The 11,825-nt window shown below is 40.3% G+C and carries 10 protein-coding genes and 1 riboswitch; of the genes, 7 read left to right on the plus strand and 3 right to left on the minus strand.

Features of this window, described 5'->3' with window-relative positions; all coding sequences use genetic code 11:
• Positions 1-98: 98 nt before the first annotated feature.
• The 4 genes from MK805_RS04065 (at position 99) to MK805_RS04080 (ending at position 2,850) form a co-directional block, all read left to right on the plus strand.
• Positions 99-359, plus strand: coding sequence for a hypothetical protein (locus MK805_RS04065; RefSeq protein ID WP_240873929.1), 261 nt, complete (start codon positions 99-101; stop codon positions 357-359).
• A 159-nt stretch (positions 360-518) separates the two neighbouring features.
• Positions 519-1,298, plus strand: coding sequence for a transporter substrate-binding domain-containing protein (locus tag MK805_RS04070; RefSeq protein WP_240873931.1), 780 nt, complete (start codon positions 519-521; stop codon positions 1,296-1,298).
• A 112-nt stretch (positions 1,299-1,410) separates the two neighbouring features.
• On the plus strand, positions 1,411-2,091 hold the full coding sequence (locus MK805_RS04075; protein ID WP_240873932.1) for an amino acid ABC transporter permease: 681 nt from the start codon (positions 1,411-1,413) through the stop codon (positions 2,089-2,091).
• 12 nt (positions 2,092-2,103) lie between these two features.
• Positions 2,104-2,850: an amino acid ABC transporter ATP-binding protein gene (locus MK805_RS04080; RefSeq protein WP_240873933.1), complete on the plus strand. Its 747-nt coding sequence runs from the start codon at positions 2,104-2,106 to the stop codon at positions 2,848-2,850.
• 358 nt (positions 2,851-3,208) lie between these two features.
• Here the strand turns inward: MK805_RS04080 and MK805_RS04085 are convergent, their stop codons facing one another.
• Complete coding sequence (locus MK805_RS04085; RefSeq protein WP_240873935.1) at positions 3,209-4,030, minus strand: YqhG family protein; 822 nt, start codon at positions 4,028-4,030, stop codon at positions 3,209-3,211.
• Positions 4,018-5,730: a DEAD/DEAH box helicase gene (locus tag MK805_RS04090; RefSeq protein WP_240873937.1), complete on the minus strand. Its 1,713-nt coding sequence runs from the start codon at positions 5,728-5,730 to the stop codon at positions 4,018-4,020. Before MK805_RS04090 ends, MK805_RS04085 begins: the two co-directional genes overlap by 13 nt.
• A gap of 233 nt (positions 5,731-5,963) precedes the next feature.
• A riboswitch (glycine riboswitch) is annotated at positions 5,964-6,067 on the plus strand.
• Between the two features lie 145 nt (positions 6,068-6,212).
• On the opposite strand from MK805_RS04090, the gene gcvT reads away from it, so the two are divergent.
• The 3 genes from gcvT to gcvPB are packed head-to-tail and all read left to right on the plus strand — an operon-like array spanning position 6,213 to position 10,107.
• Positions 6,213-7,313 carry a glycine cleavage system aminomethyltransferase GcvT gene (gene gcvT, locus MK805_RS04095; protein WP_240873938.1) on the plus strand — a complete coding sequence of 367 codons (1,101 nt, stop codon included), beginning with the start codon at positions 6,213-6,215 and terminating at the stop codon, positions 7,311-7,313.
• Positions 7,310-8,659 carry an aminomethyl-transferring glycine dehydrogenase subunit GcvPA gene (gene gcvPA / locus MK805_RS04100; protein ID WP_240873939.1) on the plus strand — a complete coding sequence of 450 codons (1,350 nt, stop codon included), beginning with the start codon at positions 7,310-7,312 and terminating at the stop codon, positions 8,657-8,659. The genes gcvT and gcvPA overlap by 4 nt, the downstream gene beginning before the upstream one ends.
• A complete protein-coding gene (gene gcvPB, locus MK805_RS04105; RefSeq protein ID WP_240874286.1) occupies positions 8,656-10,107 on the plus strand; it encodes an aminomethyl-transferring glycine dehydrogenase subunit GcvPB in 1,452 nt (483 codons plus the stop codon). Before gcvPA ends, gcvPB begins: the two co-directional genes overlap by 4 nt.
• A 14-nt stretch (positions 10,108-10,121) precedes the next feature.
• Here the strand turns inward: gcvPB and MK805_RS04110 are convergent, their stop codons facing one another.
• Positions 10,122-11,651, minus strand: coding sequence for an MDR family MFS transporter (locus tag MK805_RS04110; RefSeq protein ID WP_240873941.1), 1,530 nt, complete (start codon positions 11,649-11,651; stop codon positions 10,122-10,124).
• Positions 11,652-11,825 lie beyond the last annotated feature (174 nt).

Genomic DNA, 11,825 nt, shown 5'->3' on the forward strand with positions numbered 1-11,825 from the left:
TAGGGAAATTACAAAATGGTATTATTTGGATGGGAAAAGAAGGAACAGAATCTCTTTCTAGATTTTGTAAGTTTTTCTTTACGGTAAGGAGTGTTTGCATGAATGAGTTGCATGACATTATCCGAGTTCTCTTAGAGAGTGTAGACCGGCGTTATGAGTTGCTGGAAAATCGATATAGCAATCAAACACGCGAGATAGAAAAGAGAATGGACCGATTAGAAAATCAGTATGAAGAAGAATTTTATCGACTGAACCGAGAGATACGATATCTTCAAGAAAGAATTCATGATGTGGAAACCCGATTGCTGTATATGCAAAACAGTGAAAATCTACCAAATTCAAATCGAAAACGCTTCTAAATGGTTGAATAGATAAGAGAGCAATATTATCTTATCTATTTTTATTTTGATTCAAATCCGACTTATCAAGTTGGTTTTATTGACTTAAATTTTTAGTCATGTATAATAATATTAGTTTTGAACATGCTTTTACTAATAAAGGTAAGAGGAGTCGGATGTATGAAGCGTTTAAAATGGGTTGCTCCCTTTCTATTGGCTTTTCTATTCATAGCAGGTTGCAGTGTAGGTACCACCAACGACAGCTACACAAAAGTAAAAGAAAGTGGAGTATTGGTAGTTGGGACAGAAGGAACTTATAAACCTTTTAGTTATCATGATGAAAAAACAAATGCATTGACGGGATTTGATGTAGAAGTAGCTCGTGAAGTAGGAAAACGTTTAGGGCTCAAAGTCCAATTCAAAGAAATTCCTTGGGATGGCATGTTGACTAGTCTCTCTTCCAAAAAAATAGACATGGTGGCAAACCAAGTAGGAATTAAACCAGAGAGGCAAAAGAAATTTGATTTCTCTATTCCTTACACAGTATCTTATGCACAAATCGTGGTGAAAAACGATAATCAGACGATCCATTCCATAAAAGATGTAAAAGGCAAAAAAGCAGGTCAAACCACAACAAGTAATTACGGAAAGATGGCTCAAGATGCTGGTGCAACTATTGTTCCTTATGAAGATATGATGAGTGCGATGCGTGATGTAGCAGCTGGCCGAATTGATTTGAGCATGAATGACCGCTTAGCAATTGCTCAAATGATGAAGCAAACCCATCTTCCTCTTAAAACAGTGGGGGAACAAGTGGAGAAATCTTCTTCTGCTCTAGCGTTTCCAAAAGACAGTAAAAAATTGGTAGATGAAGTAAACAAGGCACTCGAAGATATGAAGAAAGATGGTACCCTTGCTAAGATATCAAAAAAATACTTTGGCATGGATGTATCAAAATAAGAATGATAAACGGAAAAGTAGCTTATTGGTAAAGCTACTTTTCCGTTTATCTGCAATCTTTCATGAGAAGAATAAAAGGGTAGTTATATAGTTAGAGGGGACGAGAAACGAATTGGGTGGAATACAGTGGAATAATTTATTTGATTTCCAGTTAGCGAAAAGCTCTGCATGGTTTGTTCTGCAAGGGTTAAAATATACGATTATTATTACACTGATTACGATTGTTATTGGATTAGTAATTGGATTAATTGCCGCTTTGATGAGGATGTCTTCCACCAAAATTTTACGCTATCCAGCAAGGGTTTACATCTCTATCATTCGGGGGACACCATTGTTGGTGCAATTGTTTATTTTATATTTTGGCTTGCCCGTGATAGGAATCAATTTGTCTCCTTTTCTTGCGGCGATTATTGGGCTTTCTTTGAATGTGGGCGGATATTCTGCTGAAACTTTTCGGGGCGCACTGCTTGCAATTCCTAAAGGTCAGTGGGAGGCAGCTTATTCGATAAATATGACATATGGACAAGCATTAAGACGAATTGTGATGCCTCAAGCACTCCGAGTAGCACTGCCATCTCTGGCTAATACGCTGCTCAGTTTGGTGAAAGATACTTCCTTACTCTCAATGATCACTGTCCCAGAGATGCTCTATCAAGCCAAAATTATTGGTGGCAGAGAATTTGATTACCTTACCATGTATATTTTGGTTGCCATTTTTTACTGGATTGTATGTACCATACTTGCTTGGGTTCAAGATCGCTTAGAAGATCGATATGGGAAATTTACGAAATAGGAGGAAAGGCAGATGATTCAGGTTTCCAATCTGGTAAAACGTTTTGGCGATCAAGTAGTTTTGCAGGGGATAGACGTTGAGGTAAAAAAAGGAGAAGTTCTTGCCATTATTGGTCCGAGTGGATCAGGAAAGTCAACTTTTCTAAGGTGTTTAAATTTATTAGAAAAACCAACATCTGGAACTGTTCGAATTAATAATGCTGTCCTTTCCTTCCAAGAAAATAAGAAAGTAGCAGACAGGGAAGTAAGACAATTACGAGGGAAAACGGGAATGGTATTTCAAAGTTTTCATCTCTTTCCACATATGACAGTAAAACAAAATGTGATGGAAGGTCCGATTCAAGTAAATGGTATATCACCCAGTAGAGCAGCGTCACAAGCTGATCAGCTATTAAGACAAGTAGGTTTACAAGAGAAACAAGATGCTTATCCTGGTCAGTTATCTGGCGGTCAGCAGCAACGGGTAGCCATTGCCCGAGCACTAGCAATGGAACCAGAAGTTCTTTTGTTAGATGAACCAACTTCTGCATTAGACCCAGAACTCGTTGGAGAAGTATTAGCAACCATTCGCCAACTTGCTATAGGAGACCAGACAATGTTGATTGTGACCCATGAATTATCTTTTGCTAGAGAAGTAGCTGATCGAATTATTTTTATTGACCAAGGGCAGATAGTAGAACAGGGAAAGCCAAAAGATATATTTGAAACACCACAAATGGACAGGACAAAGCAATTTTTGGAAAGATTTAGTCAGTTGTGATTACCGTCATATATTAGTATGATTATGATAATCGATAGTTTGAAAGGATCGAGAAAAAATGGCAAATACACAGACAACGACGCGAACGAGTTCCCCGCGTGGTGGTTTCTACGCTGCGGTTGTGATCCTTGCGGCGTTGATGTGGGTTCTGTACCAAACCCTTTCGACAGCTTGGGTATGGTTTGCCATGATTCTTGTCTCTGTCTGTGGGATTTGTGCAGTCTGGTTTGCTATACTGGACCGCCAAACTTTGCAGAGGCAACAGGGATGAGAAGAGGCTCGGACCCCCCCGGTCCGAGCCGACGATATAAATGTAAGAAACGATAAATTATAAGGCTAAGCATGTAATTGCTTAGCCTTATTGATTTTGCAATCCATTTTCTAGATAAAAGAGACCTGCGGAGACTAGGTCTACTTCGATTCGTGGATGGTATTGCCAAATACACTCTCTTTGACGTGCTGTTTTAGCAGATTTCTGTTCATCCGTCTGTTTTGCTCCGTCAGGAAAATATGCATTTACTTGTTCTAATTCCTCATTCAGCCGCTTATGGGCATCTTCCGCCCATTCATGATCTTCCTCTGTTAATTCTTCGGTAAGGAAATATTCGATTTCACCTACAGCTTCTTGTATCGTCATGCGCGGGCTTAATGTATATCTCTTTTCTGGAAGCTTGAGTGTCCATTTAAAACAATGAAGTTCATCTGCGAAATCGGTTTTAATTTGGCCTGTTTGCAAGTTGATACCATAAGACGATACTCGATCTTTTTTCTGATCACAGACATAGGAAACTAGATAATGCACAGATAGCCATGGAGTGTAGCCTTTTGATTGGGAAGAAAACTGGGACCACCCTGAAGGTTCTTGGTAGAGACGTACAAATTTGCCTTGCTTTTGAGCGGATCTCAGCAGTTGTCGGAACCTAGGTGATCCATAAAAAAGATACTCGGCTCGTCTATCTTCAGGTGGATTTTCAGGATCAAAAACAAAGCAGAGCTGCAAAGGATTAGCCGGTAAATTCATTTTTTCTACATACATCCAATAATAGGGGCGATTGACCAAATCTTTATCTGCTTCTATGGATAATTGAGTATGCAGATAAGAAGGAGTCGATTCCATAATTCGGCAACCATTGGCTTCTAGGTATCTTTCGGTAAAATTTCTCAGTGCTATTTGGTCCACAGTAACTCCTCTTTCTTAGCTCTCTCCTGAAGGTGCTCTTCTTTCGCGTTTTGGAAGCGAGCCCCAATTTGACTGAGTTGATTTCGAATTTCTTCATCTGTCTTACTTTTCATCATAATGTCCATTAGATTTTTTTCTAAGGAAGTGTCCTTTTCTAAACTCTCTAAAATGGTTTCCAGCTCACCGATAACGGATTCAAAGAGGGCAATTTTCTCATGAAGCAGCCATATGATATGTTCTTCAATTGTTCCGATGGTAGCAAAATTATAAATATGGACATCATTTTTTTGACCTAAGCGGTGAACGCGTCCAATGCGTTGTTCTACCCTCATCGGATTCCAAGGCATATCATAATTGATGATATGGTGGCAAAATTGAAGATTGATTCCTTCTCCACCGGCTTCTGTTGCGATCATGACTTGTGCTCTTTTTTGAAAAATCTCCATCATATAATCTTTTTTATTTCGATTAAATCCACCTCGAAACGGTACCGCATGTATTCCTTTCGATGCTAATGCCCGCATCAGCATTTCTTGTGTTGCACGATATTCGGTGAATAAGATTACTTTATCGTCAATACTGCTGATTAAGTCAACTGCTGCTTCTACTTTGGAAGAAGTCGTTACTGCACGTAATAATTGAATCAAATGATTTACTTCTGGAGGTATAGAAGCTTCCTCGCCATTTCCTTTTTGGAATAATTTAAAAAGCGTCAAAAAGACTGCGTCGCGGCTGCTGCATACTTCTTTTTGTAAAACGAGCAAGGATAGCATACTCTTGAGATCATTGGCAGATGAGTAGCGATCTCTGACAAAATTGCTCACCCCTTTATACAATGCCTTTTCTTCTGGAGTGAGTTCGATTGGGATTGTTTGGACAATCCTTTCTGTGAGAGGCAGGTTGCTTTCTTTACGTCGATTACGGATCAAGACACGACTGATCTCTTGACGCAGTTGATCTTCATTTTTTGCTAAGCGTTTTCCGGCAACATAATCTTTGTTAAAACGAGATTCGTTGCCAAGTTGACCTGGCTTTAAAAGAGAAACCAGGTTATATAGTTCCTCCATTTCATTTTGTACTGGAGTTGCAGTCAATAGTAAGCAATATTTCTTTTGCATTTCACTGATAAACTGCCAATTTTTTGTTCGGCGATTTTTTAGCTTGTGCGCTTCATCCACAATTAACAGGTCGTAGGGCTGACTAAGAACTACTTCCCGGTGAGGATCACGTTTCGCTGTATCCATTGAAGCAACCACTATATCGTATTTATCCCACATCCATGCTTTTTTTTGAGCGACTGCTGGGATTTGAAACTTTTGATTTAGTTCTCTTGTCCATTGTAAAACGAGTGAGGAAGGTACAAGGATCAATACTTTTTGGACTAAGCCGCGAATGAGATATTCTTTTAGAATCAATCCTGCCTCGATGGTTTTACCTAGACCGACTTCATCAGCAAGAATTGCTCTGCCTCGCATTTCTTGGATGACCCGTTTGGTGACATCGATTTGATGAGGAAGCGGCTCTATTCCTTGAAGTTGATCCAAACATAAAAGGGTGTCAAATTCAGGTACAGCAGTGACTTTGGCCGCTTCGATTGCAAGCTGAAAACGATCCCAGTTTGCCCATCCAGAATCGGTTTCAACTCGGTCCTGGAAAATAGGTAACCATTCCCGATGGAAACGAATAGGAGGTGTATTCATTTCTCTCCTCCATTTAAATAATTAGTATCTGGTGTAGTATGAGTTGTTTTTTGGTAAATAATGCATGGTGAAGGAAAATAGTGAGAAACCATGTGCTTTAAACTCTATTGGAATGATAAGAAGATATAGTATTTGGCATAGAAATGAAAAAGACGTACTTTCTTATAAATAAAGCATGCAAATGATCGGTTTTTATGGCAAAATGGAGGAGACAAATACATAACTTTTGACGGTTGAGGACGAGAGGAGAGACCAACCCACAAGAAATGATTGGTTGGCGCCGAAGGAGCAAACCTTTACAGGTGAATCTCTCAGGCAAAAGGAGGCTCGTCGGACGTCACTCTGGAGAGTGCTCTATACGAGCCACCAAAGGGGCATGTCCAAATAAGGACAGAACTTTCAGGTATCAAGGACAGAGGAATTCTTTACAAGATAAGGAATTTCTCTGTTTTTTTTGGTGAAAAGTGATATGGAGGTGCAAGATGACAACATTAAAACGTACTCCCCTTTATTCGGTTTATCAGCACCAAGCTAAACTAGTTCCATTTGGTGGTTGGGAGATGCCGGTTCAATTTTCCAGTATTAAGGATGAACACGAAGCAGTTCGAACACGAGCTGGATTGTTTGATGTTTCCCATATGGGAGAAGTGGAGATTACGGGAGAGGATGCAAAGAAATTTATAAATCGCGTAACCACCAACAATATTCATAAATTGACGGTAGGCCAAGCTCAGTACACCCTGTTTTGTTATCCAGATGGTGGAACAGTTGATGACTTATTAGTGTATCAGACGCAGGAAAATGGATTTTTGCTCGTTATCAATGCATCCAATATCGATAAAGATATTGCTTGGTTGAAAAACCAAATCCAAGATGATCAAGTTCAGATTGTAGACTGCTCTGAAGAAACGGCATTACTAGCATTGCAAGGACCTTTTGCAGTGGAAATTTTACAACGGTGTACGACTTTTGATCTGGCTATTTTGTCTCCGTTTCAATTTGCAAGGAACATAGATATATGTGGGATCCGTACTTTGGTCTCTCGTTCGGGCTATACAGGCGAAGATGGTTTCGAACTATATGTACACGCAAAGGATGCAGAAAAACTCTGGAAACAACTTCTTCAAGCAGGTGAGGAATATCAGTTAGTTCCCTGTGGACTTGGAGCGAGAGATACATTGAGGATGGAAGCCGCATTGCCACTTTATGGGCAAGAATTATCAGCCCAGATTTCTCCTTTGGAAGCAGGATTGGGATTTGCTGTGAAGTTAGACAAAGGAGAGTTTATTGGGTCAAATGCTTTACTTGCACAGAAAGAAGCAGGAGTAAAGCGGAAAAAAGTTGGAATTGAAATGATCGATAGAGGAATTCCCCGAAGTCACTATTCCATTTATGTAAAAGATCAATTAGTAGGAGAAGTAACATCTGGAACACAATCGCCATTGACCAAACGAAATATCGGTTTAGCTCTGATAGATTCAGATTTTGCTCAGATGGACCAAATAGTGGAAGTAGAGATCAGAGGAAAACGAGTAAAAGCAAAGATTGTACCAACGCCATTTTACAGGAGGGCAAGAGGATGAAACAACGTTATCTACCAATGACAGAAAAAGATCGTACGGAGATGCTTGCAACTATTGGGGTAGATACAGTAGAAGATTTATTTCATGAAATCCCTGCTAGTGTTCGTTTTCAAGGGGAGATGAAAATACCCGCTCCCATGGCAGAATCCACATTAGTTCGTCATATGCGACAATTAGCAAGTAAAAATATATCCACCAATACACATGCTTCTTTTCTCGGTGCAGGGGTGTATGACCACCATATTCCAAGTGTAGTGGGGCATGTTATTTCTCGATCTGAGTTTTATACCGCTTATACTCCTTATCAACCGGAGATCAGCCAAGGAGAACTTCAAGCGATTTTTGAATTTCAGACGATGATCGCAGAGCTTACAGGTATGGATGTAGCCAATTCCTCCATGTATGATGGTCCAACTGCCCTTGCAGAAGCAGCAAATCTCGCTTCAGGAGTCACAAAGAGAAAACAAATTCTCATCTCTCGTACCGTTCATCCAGAAGCTCGAGAAATTCTTCAAACCAGTTCTCATGGATTGGGTCTGGAAATCATTGAAATACCTTATAAAGATGGGATAACAGATATTTCAGCATTAGAAGAATTAGTGAGCTCCCAAACAGCAGCGGTCATCGTCCAATCTCCTAATTTCTTTGGACATTTGGAAGATTTGACAGCAATGGAGAAACTAGCTCATCGGGATAAAAGTTTATTGGTTGTAAGCAGCAATCCCAATTCACTAGGGATGTTAAAACCGCCGGGCCAATATGGAGCAGATATCGTAGTTGGTGATGCACAACCTCTTGGTATTTCAGCTTCTTTTGGAGGACCACACTGTGGATTTTTTGCTACTACCAAAGCTTTGATGCGTCGTATTCCCGGTAGAATTGTTGGAGAAACAGTAGATGAAGATGGAAATCGCGGCTTTGTCTTGACCTTGCAAGCGAGAGAACAACATATTCGCCGTGACAAAGCGACATCTAACATCTGCTCCAATCAAGCTCTTAATGCCCTTGCAGCTTCTGTCTATATGAGTGCAATGGGGAAAGAGGGAATGCAAGAAGTGGCGAGACAAAATTTCCACAAAGCACATTATGCAAGACAAGAATTAAGTAAGATCGATGGCGTGGAAGTAGTTTTTTCTACACCTTTCTATAATGAGTTTGTCGTTCAATTATCCAAACCGATCAAAGAGATCAATCATAAATTGCTTTCTTATGGGATTATTGGTGGTTATGATCTCGGCACTTCCTATCCAGAATTAGCAGACCACATGCTCCTTGCGGTTACAGAAGAGAGAACAAAAGAAGATATTGCAGCGCTATGTCAGGCATTGGAGGAATTATTGGTATGAAAGCACACAAAGCCCTCATCTTTGAATTGAGCCGAACCGGACGAATTGCCCACAGTTTGCCAGTACTCGATGTCCCAGAAGTAGAAGCGTTACCAAAGGAATATACACGAGAAGAAGCAGCAGATTTGCCGGAAGTGTCCGAACTCGACCTCATGCGTCACTATACCGAACTGTCGCGGAGAAATCATGGGGTAGACAATGGGTTTTATCCACTGGGTTCCTGTACAATGAAATACAACCCAAAAGTGCATGAAGATGTTGCAAAACTATCAGGCTTGGCGAAAATTCACCCTTATCAAGCAGAAGAAACGGTACAAGGAGCCTTACAGCTCTTGTTTGAGTTACAACAAGATTTAGCTGAAATAACAGGTATGGATGGAGTCACCTTACAATCAGCAGCAGGAGCCCAAGGGGAATGGACCGGATTGATGATGATAAAAGCTTATCATCAAAGTCGAGGGGAAGGTTTGCGAAACAAAGTTATTGTCCCAGACTCTGCACATGGTACCAATCCTGCTAGTGCAACAGTTGCCGGATTTGAGACCATTACTATTCCATCCAATGAAAAAGGTCTCGTAGATGTAGCTGCACTTCAAGAAGTATTGGGTGAAGATACAGCTGCTTTAATGCTGACGAATCCTAATACACTTGGACTCTTTGAAGAAGAAATCGTAGAAATTGCTAGGCTTGTGCATGAAGCAGGTGGTTTACTCTATTACGATGGGGCAAATGCCAATGCTATATTAGGAATTGCGCGGCCCGGTGACATGGGCTTTGATGTTGTGCATCTCAATTTGCATAAAACATTTACGACACCACATGGTGGAGGAGGTCCTGGAGCAGGTCCAGTTGGAGTGAAAAAAGAATTGGTTCCCTTTTTGCCAAAACCTCTAGCTGCAAGAAGAGAAGATGGAACCTATTATCTTGAAACCAACTTACCTGATTCTATTGGTAGGGTCAAAGGATTTTATGGTAACTTTGGTATTTTAGTACGAGCTTTTGCTTATATTCGGACGATGGGTGCTGTAGGTCTTCGCCAAGTATCTGAAAATGCGGTACTAAATGCGAACTATATGAAAGCAAGATTAAAAGATTATTATGATCTGCCTTTTGCAGGAGTTTGTAAACATGAGTTCGTTCTCTCAGGTAACCGTCAAAAGAAATCGGGTGTACGCACCTTAGATATAGCCAAACGATTACTTGATTTTGGTGTTCATCCACCGACTATTTATTTCCCGCTCATTGTGGAAGAGTGTTTGATGATTGAACCTACAGAGACAGAGAGTAAAGAAACACTCGATCACTTTATCGATACCATGATCCAAATCGCCAAAGAAGCAGAAGAAACACCTGAAATCGTACAAGAAGCACCTCATCATACCTTAGTGAAACGGCTCGATGAAGTACTTGCCGCTCGTAAGCCAAAACTGAGATGGATCCGAAATTAAAGAAACAGCCGGAATTATGATTCCGGCTGTTTCTCCTTTTGAAGAGAAGGAAAGTACAAGGTTGACAAAAAGGTTAATACTGCAAAAACACCAACACCCCAAAACACAGTATGAAGGGCAGTTTGCAGCCCATTTTGAAGTAAGTGCAAAGCTTTCTCACTCAGTTGTCCTTTTTTGATAGGGTCTAATAAAATATTAGCTGCATCGATCGAGGAGAGTTTTAGATTGCTTGCATGATGCTGATCTAAGTAGTTTTTCAATTGAAGATTGAGAACTCCCCCAAGAATTGCAGTTCCTAGTGTTGTGCCAACCGATCGCATAAACATACTAGAAGCAGTTGCTACCCCTCTCATTTCCCAACCGACACTGCTTTGAATGGAAATCGTAAAAGTAGAAGTAGCAAAACCCATTCCAACTCCGATTACAAATGATCCTATCCCAGCCCAAATAGGTCCTTTATTTGGATCGAGGGTAATAAAAAAGAGAGAGCCCAAAATAAGAAAAATCCCGCCAAGAATAGCAGTGTAACGGAAACCTATTCTAGAAAACAGTTTTGCGGTAGCACTTGCGGCGATTGGCCATCCTACGGACATAGCTGTTAGGGCAAATCCAGCAACAAGTGCAGAAGAACCCATGATTCCTTGAACGTAAGTTGGTAAGAAACTTGCCAATCCGATCATCGATGCACCTGCTAATAGAGTGGATACATTGGCTACTGCGATCAGTTTATTTTTCCATAAAGATAGCGGCATCATGGGAGAAGTAGCCCTTGTTTCCCACCAGAGAAAGAATATCAACGTAATGGCAAATACAAAAAACAAAGAAATAGTAGGTTTAGAGATCCAACCCCAGTTAGAACCACCCTCAATCAAAATAAGCATCAAAGCGGAAATGGAAATGGAAAATAGGCTTGCACCGAGGTAATCAATCGATGGTTTTTTCTTTTCCACTTTTTCATGTAAGTACAGTTGAATCCCAATTAAACTGGCGATGCCAAGTGGGATATTAACCCAGAACACCCAAGCCCAGCTGACATATTGGACAATCAATCCGCCAGCAAGGGGACCCACAACGGAAGAAATACCCCAAACACTAGATAAATAGCCTTGAATCTTGGATCTCTCTTCTAACGAATACAAATCACCGACTAAAGTTGTTGCAATCGGCATCACTGCTCCTGCACCGATTCCTTGGATAAATCGATAAAAAATGAGCAATCCCATCGAAGTGGCCAATCCGCATAATAATGAGCCTACTAAAAAAATGGCTGTTCCAATCAAAAATACTGGCTTTCGCCCAAATAAATCAGACAGTTTTCCATATATAGGTGTCGTAACTGACTGCATCAGCAAAAATGCAGAGAAGACCCAGCTATAGGCAGAAAAATTGCCTAGTTCTGCTACTATTTCAGGTACAGCTGTTGCTACAATCGTGGATTCGATGGATATCATAAACATCGTGATAAGCAAAAAGACAAAGACACGCGTTCGTTTTGTTTTTTTACTGGACTCTGAAAAGGGTTCTGTATGTGTATAAGATGTCATGGTCCTGTAACCTCGTTTCCTTTGGTCTTGCGAAAAGACATATCAATATTCTAACCCTTTATCATGATATAACATTTCTGGCTTGTAAAAAAATAAATTTCTATATATATAAAATTATTTTGACCGGAATTTTATTTGCAATTGAACTTTCTGATATTTAAGATAAGTGTAGAT

This window comes from Shimazuella soli, assembly GCF_022511585.1.
GTDB classification, from domain to species: domain Bacteria; phylum Bacillota; class Bacilli; order Thermoactinomycetales; family Thermoactinomycetaceae; genus Shimazuella; species Shimazuella soli.

What these genes read in the sequence shown, in the direction of transcription:
- MK805_RS04090 (WP_240873937.1), bottom strand. Translation starts at nt 5,730, where the DNA reads ATGAATACACCTCCTATTCGTTTCCATCGGGAATGGTTACCTATTTTC.
- gcvPA (WP_240873939.1), top strand. Translation starts at nt 7,310, where the DNA reads ATGAAACAACGTTATCTACCAATGACAGAAAAAGATCGTACGGAGATG.
- MK805_RS04070 (WP_240873931.1), top strand. Translation starts at nt 519, where the DNA reads ATGAAGCGTTTAAAATGGGTTGCTCCCTTTCTATTGGCTTTTCTATTC.
- MK805_RS04110 (WP_240873941.1), bottom strand. Translation starts at nt 11,651, where the DNA reads ATGACATCTTATACACATACAGAACCCTTTTCAGAGTCCAGTAAAAAA.
- MK805_RS04065 (WP_240873929.1), top strand. Translation starts at nt 99, where the DNA reads ATGAATGAGTTGCATGACATTATCCGAGTTCTCTTAGAGAGTGTAGAC.
- gcvT (WP_240873938.1), top strand. Translation starts at nt 6,213, where the DNA reads ATGACAACATTAAAACGTACTCCCCTTTATTCGGTTTATCAGCACCAA.
- MK805_RS04080 (WP_240873933.1), top strand. Translation starts at nt 2,104, where the DNA reads ATGATTCAGGTTTCCAATCTGGTAAAACGTTTTGGCGATCAAGTAGTT.
- gcvPB (WP_240874286.1), top strand. Translation starts at nt 8,656, where the DNA reads ATGAAAGCACACAAAGCCCTCATCTTTGAATTGAGCCGAACCGGACGA.